Raw genomic sequence first — 18,515 nt, 5'->3', positions numbered from 1 at the left:
TAATTCAATCCCCGATCTCGTATCGGGGATTTTTTACATTCTGATACTACTCATGCTCTGACAAACGTTCTCTTTTAGTGTTAGCTTTTAAGCAATAATACGATTCATATTGGAAGGAACCATGAGAACGATTGCTGCTGCCCTACTCGCTTGTTTATCCTTTTCTGCCAGCACTGCCGAATACCGCGCTAACGAAGTGGCGAATGGATTTCAGATCCCTTGGGGGATCGAGTTCTTAGATAGCCAACGCGTTATCGTCAATGAAAAGAACGGTACGGTTTCGTTGCTGGATATCACCACAGGCAAACCTCAAAAGCTGTTTAACGTTCCCGATGTGAACACCAGTGGACAAGCCGGCTTATTGGATGTTGCGCTCGCACCGAATGCCGATAAGCAAAACCCGCAACTCTTCTTTACCTACAGCAAGCGCACGAGCAAAGGCAATACGGTGGCGTTAGCGACGGCGCAATTGCAAAACAATCAGCTTTTGGGTTGGAAAGATCTCTTTGTTGCTGATGCCATCACCGACACAGGGCGTCACTACGGCAGTCGAATTTCATTTGTAGACGACAAAGTTTACTTCTCAATCGGTGACCGTGGTGAACGTGATAATGGGCAAGACACTCAAACCCATGCTGGCAGTATTCTGCGGCTTAACCTTGATGGTTCGGTTCCGCAAGACAACCCATTCAAACCTTCCGAAGCTCGCCCTGAGATATGGAGTTACGGGCACCGCAACCCACAAGGTATGTTTTACGACGAAGCAACAAAACAGCTGTGGTCGATTGAGCATGGACCACGCGGCGGCGATGAAATTAACCTAATCAAGAAAGGAGCGAACTACGGCTGGGCTAAAGTCTCTCATGGTAAAGAATATTGGGGTCCGTTGGACGTCGGGGAAGCTAAGTCGTTACCGGGAATGGAAGATCCAAAGTTGGTATACATCCCTTCTATCGCACCTAGCAATATGATTTTGTACCGTGGCGATAAATACCCAGAGTTGGACGGAAAAATCCTCGCCGGTGCATTGAAACTGGCGCACATCAACGTGGTTTCTATTGAGAATGGCAAGCTTACCGAATCAAAAAGATTGATGGAGAATCTTGGTGAGCGAGTAAGAGATATAACCATCAGCCCCGATGGCTATATCTATTTTTCTACCGACAGCGGCAAAATCTTTCGTCTTGAGGAGAAATAGTTTTCTCTGACGAACGAGTCAAAAAAGCTAGCTCTTTAAACTCACTGCCACCGTTTCATTGTCAAAGTCGAGCGTCATGGTCGAGCCCAATGGAACGGTAAGCATTGGGTGGGTATGACAGCTATCAAAGTCATACAAAATTGGCAGTGGTTGACCGTTAAGTACTTCTAATAACACGTCTATAGGTGCACGACCTGTGCCTTTATCGTTAAACTTTTCATGCTTGCCAAGAACAACTGCACTGACTTTTTCAAACACACCGGATAGTTTGAGCAGCGCAAAAGAACGTTCGACCGTTTCAATGCCCTGCAAACAATCTTCCACTAGCAAAATATCGCCTTGTTCGATACTCGGCATAAACTTACTTGCCCAAATACCCGTCATAGTATTGAGGTTGCCACCAATCAAACGTCCGGTGATCTTTCCTTCACCTTTGAAGTGCCACTGGTTTTGCAAGGTTTGCTTTGCGCGGTCTTGTTCGCCCCACTCTATCCATTCATCTGTCCACCCTAGTGGCATTGTGTATTGATGATCCAAGCCGACTAATGTATTCACTATCGATTCGAACGAAGCGAAGGTCTCGTCCACCAATGGCGGGAATTCACCCAGAGAGGCCACCAAAGCAGGACCATAGAAAGTAACGATGCCGGTTTGTGCATAAATGCCCATGAGCAGAGCCGTCACATCCGAATAACCAACAATGATCTTGGGATCTTGCTTCAGCGCCTCGTAATCAATGTAAGGTAGCAATGAGTTACTGTTGTAACCGCCAATGGTCGACATAATACAGCGCACTTCAGGATCACGAATCAGCGCATTCAATTCTTCTACTCGCTCTTGAATCGAACCCGAGCGATATTGGTCAGTTTTGCCCGTTAAGCTGCCTGCTTTTAGCTGGTAACCATGAGATTCCACGTACGCTTTGGCACGCTCAAAACGCGCTGGCGCAAATACCGTGGCTGGGGAGGATGGCGAGAAAAAGCCGATGGTGTCGCCTTTTTGTAATGGTTTAGGAATGATCATGCGCGTCCTTGTTTTGTGATACATGGTTGATTTATTTTCGTACAATCTAAGCAGAAGAATCTAAACTTAACAATAACCTCTTGTTTTTTAAAACGATAGTTCGGTTAAGTTGTACGAGGTCATTATGATTCCATTCCCTTTACAGCTCGATAAAATTAAAGCCGTGGTGTTTGATTTAGACAACACCTTGGTGAGTTCTGATATGAACTTCGGCGAATTGCGACAACAGCTAGGTTGTCCGCAAAGCGAAGATCTATTGGATTTTGTCGACGCACTTGAGCATCCTCATCATCGAGAGCACGCTCATAACGTGATATTTGATTACGAGATTTCTGATGCTGAGCAGTCTGCTCCAATGATTGGCTGCCATGAATTGCTCGCCCACTTGCATCAAAATGAAATCAAAACCGCTATCGTGACGCGCAACTGCCAAATCGCCACGCAGCGCAAACTAGAACACAACCAAATCTCAGTGGAGCGAGTCATCACTCGTGAATGCTTCCCGCCCAAGCCAGACCCATTGTCTTTGCAGGTGTTGGCGAAAGAGTGGCGTTTGATGCCTAATGAAGTGCTTTATGTCGGCGATTACCTTTACGACTTGCAGGCAGCGTATAACGCGCAGATGCCCTCTTGCCTTGTTCATCACGGTAATCAAGAAACCTTCAATGATTCAGCCTCGTTGGCGCTTAATGAACTCAGTGATTTATTGAGCCGTTTCGAGTCCTTACCACGCAAATAAAGCACACATATAAAATACGCAAACAAAAAAAGGGCACCAACGTGCCCCTTATGACTTATTCCCGATTGTTTCATGCGTTCCCAAAGATTGCTTGGGTGATGCGCTGCTTAGCCTTGTAGGTAAGCGTTAAGCATCCACATTAATTTTTCTTGCTCACGGATGTAGTCACCCATCAATGCCGCTGTACCTTCGTCATCTGCTTCACCCGCGTTTTGTAGAATCTCACGCTGTTTTAGAAGTAGAACGCTAAAGCCTTGAACCAGACCTTGTACACACTCCTCACCAGAAGTCGCGTTTTGATGTTCTTTAATTTCACTTGCTTCCAAGTAGTTGCTAAATGCGTGCGCTGGCGTGTGACCCAAAGTTAGAATACGCTCTGCAAGCTCATCGATTTTTGTTTGTAGATCAGTGTAAATCTCTTCAAATTTTACGTGCAGTTCGAAGAATTGCGCACCTTTAATGTTCCAGTGGTAACCGCGAGAGTTCATGTACAACACTTGGTAATGCGCTAGCAGTTGATTTAACTGTTGAGCTAGTTGTGCTGATTGTTCGCTGTCTAGACCAATTAGGCTTACTTGTTTGTTCATAATCTTGCTCCTAGAAGGATGATACCAATCGTAGTAACGAACGATTCTCTTACCAGGATTGGTATAAAGTTTAAAAATTCTTTTGCAGTATTTGCTGCCGATGGAGTCATATTGCGACTCCGGCTCGGTGAAGAAAATTTGGTTTTAGCTATGATTTAAATAGCCAAATCCAATGAGCAAGTAGACGAATATCGGCGTATCATCCAACAAAAAGCCCAGTATCTTATTGCAAGGTACTGGGCTTTTGCTTTTCTAGATAAAGTTTATGCGGTCTTGAAAGTTGCCATCTGTTGATTCAGCTCAGTAACTTGTTCTTTTACTTGCAATGACGTCTCTGATGCACGTTGGCTGTTATTCGAAACTTCGTCCACTGATTGAGTAATACCGGACATCAATCCAGTGATCGAATTGGTCGCATGCGATTGCTGCTCTGCCGCTGCCGCAAGTTCTGCCATTTGCTCATTCAAAGAACCGATTTGCTCAGTAGTAGCGAGCAAACGAGTGACCGCTTTTTCAATGTGCTCAGCGCCCTGCTCCGCCAGTGATTGACTGTGTTCAATCTCCTCAACCACCGAATTGGTCGAGCGTTGAATCGCATTAATGATGCCGTTGATTTCTGTCGTCGATTGAGTGGTGCGCGTCGCTAACATGCGCACTTCGTCCGCCACAACCGCAAAGCCTCGCCCTTGATCACCCGCACGCGCTGCTTCTATCGCGGCATTCAATGCCAGTAAGTTAGTTTGCTCTGCCAAGCCTTCAATCACTTCCGTAACTCGGCCAATGGCTTCGCTCTCTTTGCTTAACTGCGTCACTTGCGTGCTCGCGGTTTCAATGCTGCCATGTAAGCTTTCCATGGTGACTTTGTTTTGCTCTAGTGCATCGCGACCTTGTTCAATCTCGCCTTTTGAATCAGAAAGCTTCTGCACCGATTGATTGGCTTGATCTAGGGTGTTACGCGCGGCTAAAGCGATTTCATCCAATTGGCTTCCCATTTCAACAATGCTGGTCTGTTGCTGTTCAACATTCGATGAAGTGACTTGCGCCGATTCCAATAAAGCCCCCATGCTGGTATCCACTTGGTGCGCTTTTTCACTCACCCCTGCCACGATGCTCGCTAACGATTGGTTCATGCGGTTAATCGAATCGGTAAGGTCTGCCAATTCATCTTTCCCAACAACGGTGAGTGGAGGCTGAGAAACGTCTCCTGAAGCGATCGTCTTTGCACGCTCCGATAAGTTTTTCACTCGGCGACCAATGGTGTTGCCCATGTATTTTGAAATCGCTACTGCGGCAAACAAAACCAATGCCGCTGCAATCAACATGGTGGTGAGTACGTTCTTGATTGACTGATTAATGCCCTGCCCGCTTTGATCAGCACGACTTTGCTGAGCCAATACGATCGTTTCTAAACTTTGGTCTAGGGCATCCGCTGCTGGCAACAGTTCGTTTGCCATCAGCAAGTTTGATTCGTTCCACTCTGGTGACTGACGCAATGCAATTACCTGCTCTGCTAAAGGAAAGTACAGTTGCTGCATTTCCTTAAACAGTGACCACAATGATTGGTCGTTATCAGTTAGTCTGTCGAGTTTACTGTCGATTTCCGCGACAGACTGATTGTGGTACTTAATCAAGTCGTGGTATTTGTCCAGATGATCTTGCTGGCCGTACAACAGGAAATCTCGCAAAGCAGACAGTGCATTGGCGAGGGAGGTATAACTGTCGGCATAGACTTTAAACAGACGTTTTCTGTCTCCACCAAATGGGTTTCCTGACTCTTCATTGATTAAGCTTTGAAGCTGATCAAGTGCCACTTCTGCAATGGGTGCCGCTTCGTTAATAAAGAGGTTGTGCGCGGGCAAGTTCTCGTCACTGTGGCTGAGTTCAATCAACTTGTTTAAAGAGACTTTTACCGCGTCCCACTGACTTTGAATCGCTTGAAAATCCTGTTCAGAGATCAAAGCCTGCAGCGTCGGAAGCGACTCGTCTGTTGACGCCATGATATTGCGTACGTCCTCACTCAGACGTGCGCTCGCCTCTTCATCCCCACCTAGCAACATGTAGGCTCGAATAGAAGACAGCGACGCTTGAACGGACTGTTGGATACCACGACTGGTGTCGACGGTCGGTAAATCGGATTTAAGTAACGAAGAGGCGTATTGCTCTACGGTGGTGACGTTGCGATACGTGAATATCGCTGATGCCATAAAAAGTACGGCTAGCAGCACAAAACTGAGCTGCAACTTCCCTGATATCGTAAGGTTCATCCATAAACTCCTGACAACGATGAGCCTTAAATATAACGAGATTAACAAGAATGTTAAATGTATGTATCACAAGTTAAACAAAAAAGAATGTATGCGGGTGCTTATCGTAAAAATTGGGGAACCTATTGGCGATTTATTTTACTGATAAAGGAACAGTCAGCATCAAAAGCTGTACTTTACGTTCGCAAACAACAAAGTCGCAGGTGCTTCGCCAAACAAGCTGCCACTGCTACCATTAAAACTTTGGATTACTGTGAGCAATTGCCAGTCATTAGCAAGGGAGTAGTTACTCGATATCCCAAGGAAATAGGAATGATCATCGTAGTAACTGGTTGAGAGCGTGACGCGATTTAAAGGCGTTAAGTCAAAGCTCACATCGGCATACCATGTATTTCGTGTAAAGCTCAACGTTTTTGCATCGAGAGGAAGGTTCAAATACGCTAATGCGCTTGATGCATCTTGCGGTTCAGAGATAAATAACCACGCAGCACGTCCCATCCAGCTGCGTTTACCGCCAAAGCTGTAATCTGATTCAATACTGGCAACCGTGGTCTTTTTGGTCGGTTCACCCTCAAATTCTGGATCAATGGGATCAAACCACGTGAGCTCTCCACGAAAACCCGCATCAAACACATCCGTTGCAAAACCAGCGCCGAGTATGTAATCCATCCGAGCTCGTCCTGCAATAAACTGATAATCCCATCCCGATTGATTGGCGAAATAACGCAGTGAGGCACTGTCTTGTCCTGACTGACGAGCTGGTGAAAACACCAAATCTACCCCATCGGCAAAACCTAATTTTCTGCTCAGCATGACCGCATCCGTGCCTGGCCGCTCTTCATAGTCAAAATCGTAAATCGAATACGCATTGTAGATATCGTTTGGGTTCCATATCGTATTCATCGACCAATTGATACGAAGGCGCCCCAGTTGCGCTCCCCAGTCATCTTGCTGCCAAGTGAGATACAAGCGATCCAGCTGACTGTTAATGACCACATCATCTTCATGCCAGTTTTTGCTTAAATCCATGTAACCAGAATCCAACGCAACCAAATCGGCATAGCCAGGAAAGTCGGTAGAATCGCCCCAAAGTGCTCGATTTCGTAGCCCAACATTCACATGCCAGCTAGAGGAAAAACGGTATTCAAAGTTAAGTCGATTGTGTATCAGGTTATCGAACGTATTATCAGTGCCATCAGGAATACTGTAGGTTGCCATGTATTTGATGTAACCATCCAAATCCCATGATTTTTGAGGCTCTAATCCGGGAACCGCAGACAAGGCAGAACCAGCCTGAAAACTAAGCAATGAAAGGCTTAACGCCTTAATAAACATTACATTTACTTTTGTTCTGGGCAAGCAAGTATTGAATTGGAGAGCTTTGGTGCAAGTCGCAGACAAATGGGAAACAGCTCTATGCATGCGACCTCTCTGCGCGATTATCAATATTACTGAAATCACGCGCTAAACGACCATCTTCAAATACGATAATTCGGTGAGCACGTTTTATCACCCGCGGGTCATGGGTCGAGAAGATAAACGTCGTTCCCTCTTGTTCGCTAAGTTGCTCCATAATGTCGAGCAGCTCCGCGGTGCTTTTAGCGTCTAAGTTGGCAGTAGGTTCGTCCGCCATGACAAAACGAGGCTTTGGCGCTAAAGCACGAGCAACCGCAACACGCTGCTGCTGCCCGCCGGACATCTTACCTGGCACCTTGTTCATTTGTTCCGCTAACCCCACTTGTTCAAGCAAGGACGTCGCACGTTCACGGCACTCTCGCTCGGTTTTACCTTGCAGCTGCATGACGAATTCCACATTCTCAAGCGCGGTTAATACAGGTAACAAACTGTAGTCTTGGAAGATGAAGCCTATATTATCGCGACGATAGGCAATCAGTTCTTTTTCTGACATCGATGAAATCATGCAACCATCGATTTCCACCTTGCCAGAGCTTGGGGCATCAATACCGCCAATCATGTTCAGCAACGTCGTTTTTCCCGAACCAGATGGTCCCATGATCGCAACGAACTCACCTTGCTTGATCTCCAGATCGACCGACTGCACTGCGTGCACAGGGTAATCACCATCGGCGTTGTAAATCTTAGTTAGGTTTTGTAGTTTGATGGTCATTAGCTTTTCTCCGCCATGGCATCCACAGGTCGATGCTTCAAAATTTGTCGTGCGGGATACAGGGCTGCGATAAAGCTGGCAACAAAAATCGCGACAATGATCATTTGATATTCCGCTATCGATACCCGTGGATAAAGCAAGGTATCCACGCCATAAGCCCCTAGCCCTTCTGCCATGCCAGCCAGCGACAATCCGGTAATACTCAGCACCTTGAGCATAATTGCACTCCCGAGCACCCCAAGTGCACAACCGCTTAATCCGAGGAACAAGGTTTCAAAAACAATCAACAAGCGTATCTTGTGTTTTTGCATGCCGACAGCCATTAACACCCCGAACTCTCGTGTGCGTTCAAACACCGACATCAGCATGATATTGATGATGCCAAGGGTCATCGCCAGCACAAACACCACGAGCATCACTTGGTTGGAAACATCCATCGTGCTCATCATGGTGGAGAGCAAAGGTTGGATCTCCTGCCAAGGTCTCACACTGAGCAAGTCTTTACTTTCCGGCGGCAAAATAGAGTGAGTGAACGCCAGTAGCTGCTTGAGCTCAGTATCGTTATTAGAAGTAAGGAGTATCGCGATTTCGTGTGTGCCACTCAGCCCCGCAACCTTTTCAAGATCTGCTTTGCGGACGTAGACATTACCGTCATCAAACCCTGTCGATGGTGTTTTGAATATACCTCGAACACGAAATGCTGCGCCTGCGACTTCCCCATTGATATCAGACAGAGTAAGTACAACTTTGGACCCGACTCGTAGCTTTAATCGTTCGGCTATCTTGCTCGATACCAAAATCGGATTTCTGCCTTCTTCACTCAACCATTCCCCGTCGACAATATGTTTCGAGAGTGGCGTGATGTTTTGCTCTTGCTCGATATTAATGCCGTTGATGCGAATACCACGTGTGCTGCGCGCCGACGCTATCATGCCATCTGCTAGAAATCGCTCAGAGATCGCTTTCACTTCTCGATTAGCCGATAACACTTTGCCTATCTTATTCGCATCGGGAACCACATCTTTTAGCTCAGGGTTGACCAAGTAGGACTTTTGCTGGATCTGAAAATGACTGGTTTGCCAAGAGATGGCGTTCTTAATCATGCTATCGACCAATCCATTCATAAACCCCATCATGGCAACCACGCCCATCAAGCCAAATACCATAGCTCCGAGCATGATTGAGGTTCTCAACTTGTTGCGCCACAAGTTACGCCAAGCCAACTTAACCAGCATGAGCACCTCCTTTTAACCCTGCCGCAATAGGCATTCGAAGCATACGAATCATTGGGTAAAGTAAACACAACAAGAGAATGAACAGCACGACGGCGATTTGATTGAGCAGTAAGTGTGGGTCTAGCGAAACGGGTACAATGGGTTCAAAACCACTTTCGCGCATCAACTTGGCAGCATCGCCAGTAATTTCGATTGGATTAACATAGAAATACCCCAACACAGGAACACTCACGAGAAGCCCAATGAGAATGCCAATGACGGACATAAACAGAGACTCTATCGTGAGCAGAAGGACGAGCTTGGAGCGCAGCATTCCGGTTGCTAACATAACAGCAAACTCACGTTGGCGTTCCAATGTCGTCATTAAGATTGTCGCGAACAAGCCAAAACCAACAATGCCGTAGAGAATGTAAATCAAGAAAATACCGCCCGCTTTATCTAAGGCGATTTGCTGTGCCATTTCTGGCGAAAGTTCTTTCCAATCTTTCACGGCGACATTTTTGCCATACTCGGCTTTAAGCTGTTCAACGGTATCAGGTAAGTCTCTTAGACTCTCAGTATTCAAAACCCATGCGGTAACTTGGCCATCCAATGAATACAGGTTTTGCGCAGTATCGAGCGGCATGTACACCAACTGAGAATCAAGCTGCTGCAAAGGAAAATGAAGAATGCCCGAGATTTGATACAAACCTGCCGCGGTCTGTCCTCGATAACCGGCACCATATAGCACCAATTCATCGCCAACCGTGAGTTGCAAATAATTCGCTAAACCACCACCAACTAGCACTGCTTTTTGCCCTGATTGGATGTAGCTTCCCTCAATCAATTTGTCGCTGATATTGGAGTACTGATCTTCAGCTTCAGGCTCAACGCCTAGTACCATCACGCCTTTTGAGCGTTCGTCTTTTGCGGCTAAAGCAAAAGATTCTATCCGAGGTAATACCACGTCAATATTGGGATTGTTTTTCGCCGCCAAAATGAAGGTGTTGGTTTGCGGCAAGACATCATCAATACTGGAAGAGTCGCCAAACTCGGGGTTTTGCAGTTGAATCAGACCCGTATAAAACTTGGCGGCATTTTTGATATTGGACGTATAACTGCCTTCTTGAAACGCTCGCGTAATAAGCGAAAGAAACAGCACCAATGCCAACGCAGACGCCGTCAGTAATGTCCTGCGCTTTTGTCGCCAGAGGTTTCGCCAAGCCAGTTTCACAAGCATTGATTCGCTTCCTTTCGTTGATGTTTGATTATCCGTTTCTTCTTTTAGCCGTTCATTTATCCAAACTTAGTCGCGCAGCGATTTCATCTGTTGCTGAGAGAAAAAACTGTCATCGATATCGAAGTCAAACTGTGCTTGGTGGGTGATGAGTACGGTTTTGTTGTCTGGCTTATCAAGCGGCTGCATTTCCATTCTGGTCGCTAATTTTCTCCCGCCGAGCTCTTTCACGTCATAAGTCGTCATCACGTTCACTCGCTCATCAAACTCATCGTAGAATTCTACTTTGCGCTGTAGGTAGGTCGATTTGGAAATCCACAACGTTACTTTGCTCCAAACCACAGGAGCATCGGACTTTGCAACGGCGTCTATCACCCAAACCTTGTCGCCATCAAACGTATCCTCGCCTTTCAATTCATGTTGATAATCGACCACGATAGAAGACTGGTTGATTAAGTCATCATTGGTGAAGTCAGAGCCCATCCACGATTGGCTCAACATAGATGGCGCAATTTTGATGACGCGTTCAATACTCGGCACCCAATTCCACATTTCTCTCTGTCGTTTTAGAGAAGCGCTGCCCTTATCTTTGGCTGGCGCCGTAACCAACACCAAAGACAAATCCGTCCCTTTTGTCCAACTCTTCATGGTCATCGAACGAGTCCAATCAGGACGAATGATCTCCATTGTAGATTCGGTATAACTGGAATCACCGCGCATTGCTTGATCTGACTTTTGCACGATATCAAAAGCACTTTCAGCCACAGCTGTAAGTGAAGTGAACAAACACATGAGAGATAACAAAGCAGTACGCATAACTGTCCTCGACACTGAAATCCAACACTATTCACGTCAGAAATAACAATAAAAACAGGGAGTTCAAATCAGTATAGCAAGGAGAGGATGAAGGTCAGCGAGAGCACGCTCAAAGTTTTACTGAACTTTACGAAGTAGTGGTTCCACTTTGTTTCTGTTGATGATTTGGAATACAGCGCGATTCTTCCCATTTGCCTTGCCATGGTACATGAGTTGATCTGCATCTTGCAGGCTTGGTTGTTCATCAAATTTTGGATAATACGCGCATCCTAAACTGATACTAACGCTAATCGTTTGTCCATCTAAGGTCACTGGTGCGCAATTTACTTGGGTGCAAATTGTACGCGCGAGCACTTCAGCCTCTTCAGCAGAAAGCGAAGCTGTCACCAAAGCGAACTCTTCGCCACCAATGCGTGCCAACGTCATTCTTTCATCGATCACGGTTCTCGCCGTATTCGCAACGGCGATAATGGCTTGATCCCCAACCAAATGTCCAAATTGATCATTGATGGATTTGAAGTCATCAATATCAAACACCATCACGGTCAGGTCTCTTTTTACTGTGCTTAATGTCGCCAACCGTTCAATCAAATGACGTCGGTTATAAAGCTTGGTAAGCGGATCTGTCAGGGTCAACTCAAACAACTGCTGATTGGCCAAGGTTAGCTGTCGAGTTCGCAACGCCACCGTTCTTTTGAGTGAAAAGATATGGAACATGGCTGCAATAACCAAAGCAAATACGGCCAAGGGCGCAAGATACGCTGGATAGACAGTTTTAACATGAATCCAACGACTGAGGATCCGGTCCTTATTTGCCTCCATGACTATCTCAAAATTCCTCGATACCTCTTCAATCGACTTTGCACTGCCGTCACCCGTCGCGATTCTTAAATCTTTGCTGTAAAGATGCAATACAGGTAAAAAAGTCACCGAGTCACGTGTTGTTGCCATGTAGAAATTGGATACCTGAGTATCAGCGACAAACAGAAAAATTTGCTTATTCGTAACTGCTTTTAGCAACGCATCATTATTCGAAAACAACCGTATTGCCGCGTTCGGGTAGTGTTTACGAACGAAAGTCTCTTCGTATCCTCCTTTCACCAAACCAACTTCCATTGCCGATTCACCTTTCAGCACCGATTCCACGTCAATTCCTAACAGGTCACTGTTTACATAAAGCTGAGTATCGATAGGCATAATCACTGTGCCAAAGTTCAGATACTGGCTCCGCTCTGCAGAATATATTAACCCCGCATGAACGTCTGCACGCCCGTCCTTTACAGCGAGTAAAGACTCTTCCCAATCAAGCAAAAGGAATTTAACGTGCACATCATTGCGAACAGAGTACTCACGCCAAAAATCAATCAAAATGCCTTGGGGTTCGCCGTCTGGGGTAAGATAAGAGAATGGTTTCCAAGCTTTAGAGTTGGCAACAATCAAGGCGCCTTGTTTGGTCTCATGACTCTGGGATGCGGCGCTGTAAAGCGCACTCACGATCATCAGAACGATGCCAAATGTTGCGCTTTTCCAACCATAAGTACTATAACGTATGAGAGCCATACCTACTTCTCGCCAACCTATCCGAAAGTATTATCTAAGACTTAATTAGAACTAAAGGTATAGCAGAGCTTTTAATGATGGGAAGTGACTCTTATTGATATGAATCTAAATTAGTACCTTTATGCTGTAAAACGGTACTTTATTACCATAATATTTTATTAATCTATCGCGAATTATTATCAAATTTATATGGATAAAAGTGCGATAAATACATTCCGCTTTCTTCAGTTTTATCATTGCGCGTAAGAACACCTGACACAACCCACAAAATCACATAAAAAAAGTAATGATTATTCGCTCGATAAGAATCACTTTGTTAACTTACGCGCAATTTTTTTGTGACCCGAAATTTTCGCTTTCGCCATGCCTTCTCAATATAGAATTAACAAAATCGTCGAAATTGGCGATACGCTGCATCGTAGTGGCTGTGCGCCTTACAAAGTAGAGAAATACACTCAACACTACGCGCAAAAACATGGCGTGGATGTGATGATTCAAGCTACACCTACCGCAATCAACTATCAGTTTCCTGATGACAACAACGCTGTCGTGCTCAAGCGCCTTAAACCGGCATCAATTAATCTCAGCTTGCTCGCCAATACCATCATCCGTATCAACCAACCGAGTAGCGAACCCGTTCCAGAACCTGCTGGTTATCCTTCATGGGTTATCGCATTGGCAAACATGGGCATTCCACCCGCGTACTTGATGTTGGTTGGCAGCACCTTAGAGGCGGTCGGCTTTGCTTTTATTCTCGGTTTTATGGTCTGGGGATGTCAGCAAGTTTGCAGAGCGAGACGCGCAATTGCGGTTGAGTTTATCGCAGCTTTGTTCACCGGCATTATTGTCGCTTATCTATCTAGCACTGGACTTCCGATCCCTGTTTGGGCGCTATGTATCGCGACGATTGTCTTATTCGTACCCGGCCTCTCCATTGCTAACTCACTCGAATGTTTGGCGTTTAATGATTTGGTTTCGGGCACTAGCTTATTGGGGCAATGCGCACTGACATTAATCAAACTGTTTGTTGGTATCACGATGGGGCTGAACATTGGCGAAGGGATTTGGGGACAAGCTCTGTCTATTGCTTACACCAATGAGATTCCGATTTGGATGCACATTAGCGGTTTGTTCTTAATTTCAGCGTGCCTTGGTGTGATTTTTAACGCCCGCCCTATCGATATACTGCTTGGGTTGCCTGTCGCGATGCTGGGGATGTGGGGGCCATTTTATCTCGGCTTCGAAAGTGGCTGGGTGGTTGGAACTTGGGTAACGACCGTTCTGATTACACTTTACGGCACTTGGATTGCGAAAAAGATGGAGCTGACGGGTTCTATCTATATTGTTCAAGGCATCATCATTTTGGTTCCGGGCAGTCGCGTCTTGGTCAGTGCGAGTCAGTCGGTATTTGAACAATCGATCCTTCCGATTCCGAGTATTGGTCTCTCAGCGCTGTTCATGTTCTCAGCCATCGTCGCAGGGCAAATTACAGCCTACTCGATTTACTCGCCAAAAATAGAACGCTAGAACACCGCTTCGCCATTACCTTCAGACAAGAAAAAAGCCCTATTCAAAATCCATTTTAGTGAGAACTTTGAATAGGGCTCTTTGCCTCTATGCTTCGCTTTCCGATTGAAGCTACCTTTGCCTTTTTTGGCTTTCACAACTCGCGTTCTAAACAGTTGACTAGTGACGACCGCTTTAAGTGCGTTGTCTTTGATTTCCCCTCTGCCAAACTCGGTATCTTGATTCAATTCATTTGGCTGAGGATTGAGTTTTTTCTTTCCCATAGATCCTCCGTAATGGTCGAACCAGATTGGACAATAATTAGATAAAATAGTCAAATTTGTAGAATTATTTTCATTTTATTCTTCAAAAACTTCACATCAACGTCATTTATTTGAAATTTCATCAAAAAAACACTGTATAAAAAGTGACTAGATACAAATATTTGCCTTTGATAGAGCAATAAATGTTGACTATACCCGTAATTAACCTAGACTCGAACACGGCTAGAAAGAAAGTTCTTTGTTTTCACATTTCGTTGGATTACTCGTAATTCCCCCGTCCTGTGGTACGCAATAGCAATTTATTTTTCCACGCTATAAGCGCCGATTAGGCGAAGATTTACATAAAATTAGATATTTAGGAAATAAACATGTCTAACAAAGCTACTGGTACAGTTAAGTGGTTCAACGAAACTAAAGGCTTCGGCTTCATCCAACAAGAAAACGGTCCTGACGTTTTCGCACACTTCTCTGCAATCCAAGGTGACGGCTTCCGTACTCTTGTTGAAGGCCAGAAAGTAGAATTCGAAATCACTCAAGGTCAAAAAGGTCCACAAGCTGAGAAAATCACTCTAGTTTAATCCTTTTAAGATTTTGATATGGTAGCCAGCTTTTTAGCTGGCTATTTTTTTGCCCTTCATTTATTGATACTTCCCATGGCTCTAAAACCAACAATTTACAAGTTTCGTATCGCTATCTCCGATATGAACAACGATTACTACGATTCAAAAAACCTGACTATCGCCCTTCATCCCTCTGAAAAGCCACAGCGTATGCTGGCTCGTATTTTCGCGTTCTGCTTGAATGCACAGGATGATCTCGAGTTCACTAAAGGTCTCTCTACAACAGAAGAGCCAGACTTGTGGCGTGTTGAGGACGACCAATCCATCACACATTGGATTGAGATTGGTGAGCCAGAGCCAGATCGCATCAAGAAAGCGACCCGTTTGGCTAAGAATGTGAAAGTCTACACCTACAACACCAAAGCGTCAGTTTGGTGGGACAAGATGGCTGGCAAATTTGGCATGCTTCCTGTCGACGTGGCAAGCCTAGATTACGATGCTATCGATCTGATTTCACAGCACCTTGACCGTGGCACTAGCCTATCTGTTATGATTACCGGCACCTCTATTTTCGTTGATATTAACGAACAACACGTCGAAGTGACGGTGAAGGAATTGCAAAGTAATGACGCCTCTTAATGAACTGATCCAAGAAATGGGGTTCAAAAACATTCCCTTCGTTAATGAGCATAAGGCTGCAAGGCGACGTTGGACAAAAGAACAAGCCCCATTGTTCATTAGAGTATGTGAAAACAAGCCTGACACAGCCCCTGCGCTGCATATGCTTGGGCTTTTAACTAAATCTCACATCGAAGCCAGTGCACTCTATGAGCAGCACGCCTCATCGACTCATCACATGCAGCAAGTCTTGAGTGACACGCTAGGTGATGAGCACGCGGAAAAGTTCACCAATCAGTCGGCCGAAGACTTAGTACTGGTGACGCATTTATGGCTATACACTCAAGGCTATCTCAACATGGATTTTAGTCTTGCTCACGACCATGCTGAGCAAACGCAAAACATTCTGCAACACGAGTTAGTGATCAAGCGTATGGATCTCGACGCTTTCCGTACCGACTTAATGCAGAGTTTTTACCTCGGTAAAGAAGCAAACCCAGCAAAAGCCAGCGGGCTAGTTAGCTGGATAAAGCGCCTGTTTTCCTCATAAAAAACATGGTTTTGTCAAAACCAAACACCTGATAGACTACCTCCTTTCATGCAACGGCGTGCTTTGGCTGTTACATATGGCCTGTAATTTATAGCTCGTTACATGACATTCAAGGACACTCATCCACTGAACATCAAGGGATCATTATGAAGTTTATCCGTTGGATTTTGGGAAAAATCATCTTACTTCTCAACGCTGTATTCTCTCCTCGTGGCGTTAAACGCTCAGCAGAGGCACAAAAAAGCGTTGATGACAAAGCGAAAAACTATGCGCTATACCAATTTGAAGCTTGTCCTTTCTGCGTAAAAGTTCGCCGTGCCATGAGGCGTCAATCCGTAAACATTGAATTACGTGATGCGAAAAACGACCCAGTACATCGTGAAGCACTTGAGCAAGGTGGCGGTCGCGTGAAAGTACCTTGTCTTCGCATTGAAAAAGATGGCGAAACGCAGTGGCTTTACGAATCTTCAGACATCGTCGCTTACATTGAAAAAGAATTTGCCTAGTTCCCCCTAAGAACATTGGCGGATGCAAAAGAGGCACCATACGGTGCCTCTTTTCTATTATTTCAATTCAATTCAATGGAATGAGAATTTACTGATCGACTATCAACATCAATTCCACGCGGCGGTTACACGCCTTACCACTGGCCGTTGCATTGCTGCACTGGGGTACATACTCACCAAAACCACGAGAAAATACTCGTTGGCGCGGCAAGCTTGTGGCTAACAATTGCTTTTCAACTTCACGAGCGCGTTTCTCAGAAAGAGAATCATTGAAGGTTGCTGCACCTGTGCTGTCCGCATGGCCATCAATCACTACATCTACATCCGTACGTCCGGCAAGATATTGCCCTAGATTACGTAACCAATCTTCTGACTGTGATGATAATCTCGCAGACCCAGTTTGGAAGTGTACCTGTTCTTTCAAACGCACCATAAGGTGGTCGCCACTGATGGTTTCGTGGGCGATTTGATGCCTATTTAAAAACATCTCCAGTGACGTCACGCCCTGTGACTTTTTTTCCATTGTGCTCGGTGCTTGAGCCACATAGCGAGGTGTTGATGCGTAATACTTCGCATAACCCCACTCTGGGTGTCTAAGTTCTGAGTTAGTTCGAGGAGCGGTATCCAACATATTACCGCCCGGAACCATATCTGAATTAATGCTGCCACATCCAGCTAAAAAGCCGCATGCCACTAAAAACCAATGCTTCATACCGTTACCAACGTAGAATGAATTCCTGTCCACTGTGTCGGCTCAAATCGTCCAAACTTTAGTGCTTTTTACCATTTCATCCCATTTACCAAGCACCTATCGTGCCAACGTTCTGACTTCACTTCTCATTTGTCTAACCTCACTAATGGTGATGAGCTGGATACCAATGTTGCACTTATCTAGAGTGAGCTTTGTAACGGTCGAAAGCTTCGATTTTTCAAGCATTGAAGCCTTTAATTGACTCGTCATAGCCATGTTTTGTCTAAACTTTCTCCGATTGTCTCACTTTAGTGTAACAAGCCGTATTAATGGTTTTCGTCGATACCGTTAACCGATAAACTAGCAACAATTTTACTATTTAGAGCCTGACCCATGTTTAAAACTATTTCTAAAGGCGCTGCACTTTTTGCGGCAGTATTTGCCCTTACAGCTTGTGATAACGGCAATAGTCAGCCACAACAAGGCAAGCAATACGAAGAACTGCCTGTTTCTCTTGCTGAATACAACCTAGCGCCAGTTACTGAAGTTTTCTCTCTAACTTGCGGCCACTGCCGTACGATGGAACAGTTCGTTCCTCAGATCGAATCGTTGACAGAACAAAAGGTTGAGAAGATGCACGTTACCTTTAACGAGAGTGCACAGATCAGCGCGATCATCTTCTACACAGCAGCAATGCAAGTTAACGGCACACCAGACAAAGCATTTATGGAAGAGCTGTTTTCCGCAGTTCAAATGGGTGCAGATGCAACAGCAGACGAGCGCCAAGCGGCAGTTGAGAAAGCATTTAAGTCTCGCAACCTAGTAAGCCCATACCAGCTAGACGACGCGCAACAAGCAAAACTGTTTGAATACATCACCAAAGCAGAAGAGATCACAACTCGTGGTCAAATTAACTCAGTTCCAGCGTTTATTGTAAACGGTAAATACCAAGTTATCACTGGTGGTCACGAAACCGTTGAAGCTATGGCTGACACCATCAACTATCTGCTAAAACAACCAAAATAAGACAAGGA

Annotated in this window: 19 protein-coding genes; 8 read left to right on the top strand and 11 right to left on the bottom strand. The window is 45.3% G+C overall.

What is annotated here, in order from left to right:
* Positions 1-121 precede the first annotated feature (121 nt).
* Complete coding sequence (locus QTO06_RS13655) at positions 122-1,198, top strand: PQQ-dependent sugar dehydrogenase (RefSeq protein WP_331408502.1); 1,077 nt, start codon at positions 122-124, stop codon at positions 1,196-1,198.
* Positions 1,199-1,225: 27 nt separating this feature from the next.
* Here the strand turns inward: QTO06_RS13655 and QTO06_RS13650 are convergent, their stop codons facing one another.
* Positions 1,226-2,221: a S66 family peptidase gene (locus tag QTO06_RS13650; RefSeq protein ID WP_331408500.1), complete on the bottom strand. Its 996-nt coding sequence runs from the start codon at positions 2,219-2,221 to the stop codon at positions 1,226-1,228.
* 124 nt (positions 2,222-2,345) lie between these two features.
* On the opposite strand from QTO06_RS13650, the gene QTO06_RS13645 reads away from it, so the two are divergent.
* Entirely contained in the window at positions 2,346-2,960 is a 615-nt protein-coding gene (locus tag QTO06_RS13645) for an HAD family hydrolase (protein WP_021707668.1), read from the top strand.
* A 107-nt stretch (positions 2,961-3,067) separates the two neighbouring features.
* Here QTO06_RS13645 and QTO06_RS13640 read toward each other — a convergent pair whose 3' ends face one another.
* The 8 genes from QTO06_RS13640 to QTO06_RS13605 form a co-directional block, all read right to left on the bottom strand.
* On the bottom strand, positions 3,068-3,547 hold the full coding sequence (locus QTO06_RS13640; RefSeq protein WP_005388254.1) for a Dps family protein: 480 nt from the start codon (positions 3,545-3,547) through the stop codon (positions 3,068-3,070).
* Positions 3,548-3,810: 263 nt separating this feature from the next.
* Positions 3,811-5,811 carry a HAMP domain-containing methyl-accepting chemotaxis protein gene (locus QTO06_RS13635; RefSeq protein WP_331408498.1) on the bottom strand — a complete coding sequence of 667 codons (2,001 nt, stop codon included), beginning with the start codon at positions 5,809-5,811 and terminating at the stop codon, positions 3,811-3,813.
* A gap of 162 nt (positions 5,812-5,973) precedes the next feature.
* On the bottom strand, positions 5,974-7,146 hold the full coding sequence (locus QTO06_RS13630) for a hypothetical protein (RefSeq protein WP_331408496.1): 1,173 nt from the start codon (positions 7,144-7,146) through the stop codon (positions 5,974-5,976).
* A 79-nt stretch (positions 7,147-7,225) separates the two neighbouring features.
* On the bottom strand, positions 7,226-7,939 hold the full coding sequence (locus QTO06_RS13625; protein WP_009699547.1) for an ABC transporter ATP-binding protein: 714 nt from the start codon (positions 7,937-7,939) through the stop codon (positions 7,226-7,228).
* A complete protein-coding gene (locus QTO06_RS13620) occupies positions 7,939-9,174 on the bottom strand; it encodes an ABC transporter permease (RefSeq protein ID WP_331408492.1) in 1,236 nt (411 codons plus the stop codon). Before QTO06_RS13620 ends, QTO06_RS13625 begins: the two co-directional genes overlap by 1 nt.
* Positions 9,164-10,393: an ABC transporter permease gene (locus tag QTO06_RS13615; protein WP_331408490.1), complete on the bottom strand. Its 1,230-nt coding sequence runs from the start codon at positions 10,391-10,393 to the stop codon at positions 9,164-9,166. The genes QTO06_RS13620 and QTO06_RS13615 overlap by 11 nt, the downstream gene beginning before the upstream one ends.
* A gap of 66 nt (positions 10,394-10,459) precedes the next feature.
* The gene (locus QTO06_RS13610; protein ID WP_331408489.1) at positions 10,460-11,206 is read right to left on the bottom strand and encodes an outer membrane lipoprotein-sorting protein; all 747 of its coding nucleotides are present in this window, start codon (positions 11,204-11,206) and stop codon (positions 10,460-10,462) included.
* A gap of 117 nt (positions 11,207-11,323) precedes the next feature.
* Positions 11,324-12,766 (bottom strand): transporter substrate-binding domain-containing diguanylate cyclase, encoded by a 1,443-nt coding sequence (locus tag QTO06_RS13605; RefSeq protein WP_331408488.1) that lies wholly within the window; start codon positions 12,764-12,766, stop codon positions 11,324-11,326.
* A 363-nt stretch (positions 12,767-13,129) separates the two neighbouring features.
* Here QTO06_RS13605 and QTO06_RS13600 point away from each other — a divergent pair, with 363 nt between their 5' ends.
* Positions 13,130-14,293, top strand: a complete 1,164-nt coding sequence (locus QTO06_RS13600; RefSeq protein ID WP_331408487.1) for a threonine/serine exporter family protein — start codon at positions 13,130-13,132, stop codon at positions 14,291-14,293.
* On the opposite strand, the gene QTO06_RS13595 is transcribed toward QTO06_RS13600, so the two are convergent.
* Entirely contained in the window at positions 14,290-14,556 is a 267-nt protein-coding gene (locus QTO06_RS13595; RefSeq protein WP_054823771.1) for an alternative ribosome-rescue factor A, read from the bottom strand. The genes QTO06_RS13600 and QTO06_RS13595 overlap by 4 nt on opposite strands.
* A 368-nt stretch (positions 14,557-14,924) precedes the next feature.
* On the opposite strand from QTO06_RS13595, the gene QTO06_RS13590 reads away from it, so the two are divergent.
* The 4 genes from QTO06_RS13590 (at position 14,925) to QTO06_RS13575 (ending at position 16,790) form a co-directional block, all read left to right on the top strand.
* Positions 14,925-15,134 carry a cold-shock protein gene (locus QTO06_RS13590; protein WP_005433440.1) on the top strand — a complete coding sequence of 70 codons (210 nt, stop codon included), beginning with the start codon at positions 14,925-14,927 and terminating at the stop codon, positions 15,132-15,134.
* Positions 15,135-15,209: 75 nt separating this feature from the next.
* On the top strand, positions 15,210-15,755 hold the full coding sequence (locus QTO06_RS13585; RefSeq protein WP_005433408.1) for a YaeQ family protein: 546 nt from the start codon (positions 15,210-15,212) through the stop codon (positions 15,753-15,755).
* The gene (locus QTO06_RS13580; RefSeq protein WP_331408486.1) at positions 15,742-16,284 is read left to right on the top strand and encodes a hypothetical protein; all 543 of its coding nucleotides are present in this window, start codon (positions 15,742-15,744) and stop codon (positions 16,282-16,284) included. Before QTO06_RS13585 ends, QTO06_RS13580 begins: the two co-directional genes overlap by 14 nt.
* 146 nt (positions 16,285-16,430) lie before the next feature.
* Positions 16,431-16,790, top strand: coding sequence for a glutaredoxin family protein (locus QTO06_RS13575; protein WP_331408485.1), 360 nt, complete (start codon positions 16,431-16,433; stop codon positions 16,788-16,790).
* Between the two features lie 88 nt (positions 16,791-16,878).
* On the opposite strand, the gene QTO06_RS13570 is transcribed toward QTO06_RS13575, so the two are convergent.
* Entirely contained in the window at positions 16,879-17,502 is a 624-nt protein-coding gene (locus QTO06_RS13570) for an OmpA family protein (RefSeq protein WP_331408484.1), read from the bottom strand.
* Positions 17,503-17,874: 372 nt separating this feature from the next.
* Here QTO06_RS13570 and QTO06_RS13565 point away from each other — a divergent pair, with 372 nt between their 5' ends.
* Positions 17,875-18,507, top strand: coding sequence for a thiol:disulfide interchange protein DsbA/DsbL (locus QTO06_RS13565; RefSeq protein WP_331408483.1), 633 nt, complete (start codon positions 17,875-17,877; stop codon positions 18,505-18,507).
* Positions 18,508-18,515 lie beyond the last annotated feature (8 nt).

It is taken from the genome of Vibrio sp. M260121 (assembly GCF_036533715.1).
Classification (GTDB): Bacteria; Pseudomonadota; Gammaproteobacteria; order Enterobacterales; family Vibrionaceae; genus Vibrio.
The sequence above is the reverse complement of the archived record's forward strand: the minus strand, read 5'-3'. Positions and strand labels throughout refer to the sequence as shown.

What these genes read in the sequence shown, in the direction of transcription:
- QTO06_RS13645 (WP_021707668.1), top strand. Translation starts at nt 2,346, where the DNA reads ATGATTCCATTCCCTTTACAGCTCGATAAAATTAAAGCCGTGGTGTTT.
- QTO06_RS13610 (WP_331408489.1), bottom strand. Translation starts at nt 11,206, where the DNA reads ATGCGTACTGCTTTGTTATCTCTCATGTGTTTGTTCACTTCACTTACA.
- QTO06_RS13575 (WP_331408485.1), top strand. Translation starts at nt 16,431, where the DNA reads ATGAAGTTTATCCGTTGGATTTTGGGAAAAATCATCTTACTTCTCAAC.
- QTO06_RS13615 (WP_331408490.1), bottom strand. Translation starts at nt 10,393, where the DNA reads ATGCTTGTGAAACTGGCTTGGCGAAACCTCTGGCGACAAAAGCGCAGG.
- QTO06_RS13585 (WP_005433408.1), top strand. Translation starts at nt 15,210, where the DNA reads ATGGCTCTAAAACCAACAATTTACAAGTTTCGTATCGCTATCTCCGAT.
- QTO06_RS13580 (WP_331408486.1), top strand. Translation starts at nt 15,742, where the DNA reads ATGACGCCTCTTAATGAACTGATCCAAGAAATGGGGTTCAAAAACATT.
- QTO06_RS13595 (WP_054823771.1), bottom strand. Translation starts at nt 14,556, where the DNA reads ATGGGAAAGAAAAAACTCAATCCTCAGCCAAATGAATTGAATCAAGAT.
- QTO06_RS13640 (WP_005388254.1), bottom strand. Translation starts at nt 3,547, where the DNA reads ATGAACAAACAAGTAAGCCTAATTGGTCTAGACAGCGAACAATCAGCA.
- QTO06_RS13625 (WP_009699547.1), bottom strand. Translation starts at nt 7,939, where the DNA reads ATGACCATCAAACTACAAAACCTAACTAAGATTTACAACGCCGATGGT.
- QTO06_RS13655 (WP_331408502.1), top strand. Translation starts at nt 122, where the DNA reads ATGAGAACGATTGCTGCTGCCCTACTCGCTTGTTTATCCTTTTCTGCC.
- QTO06_RS13635 (WP_331408498.1), bottom strand. Translation starts at nt 5,811, where the DNA reads ATGAACCTTACGATATCAGGGAAGTTGCAGCTCAGTTTTGTGCTGCTA.
- QTO06_RS13565 (WP_331408483.1), top strand. Translation starts at nt 17,875, where the DNA reads ATGTTTAAAACTATTTCTAAAGGCGCTGCACTTTTTGCGGCAGTATTT.
- QTO06_RS13620 (WP_331408492.1), bottom strand. Translation starts at nt 9,174, where the DNA reads ATGCTGGTTAAGTTGGCTTGGCGTAACTTGTGGCGCAACAAGTTGAGA.
- QTO06_RS13630 (WP_331408496.1), bottom strand. Translation starts at nt 7,146, where the DNA reads ATGTTTATTAAGGCGTTAAGCCTTTCATTGCTTAGTTTTCAGGCTGGT.
- QTO06_RS13650 (WP_331408500.1), bottom strand. Translation starts at nt 2,221, where the DNA reads ATGATCATTCCTAAACCATTACAAAAAGGCGACACCATCGGCTTTTTC.
- QTO06_RS13570 (WP_331408484.1), bottom strand. Translation starts at nt 17,502, where the DNA reads ATGAAGCATTGGTTTTTAGTGGCATGCGGCTTTTTAGCTGGATGTGGC.
- QTO06_RS13590 (WP_005433440.1), top strand. Translation starts at nt 14,925, where the DNA reads ATGTCTAACAAAGCTACTGGTACAGTTAAGTGGTTCAACGAAACTAAA.
- QTO06_RS13600 (WP_331408487.1), top strand. Translation starts at nt 13,130, where the DNA reads ATGCCTTCTCAATATAGAATTAACAAAATCGTCGAAATTGGCGATACG.
- QTO06_RS13605 (WP_331408488.1), bottom strand. Translation starts at nt 12,766, where the DNA reads ATGGCTCTCATACGTTATAGTACTTATGGTTGGAAAAGCGCAACATTT.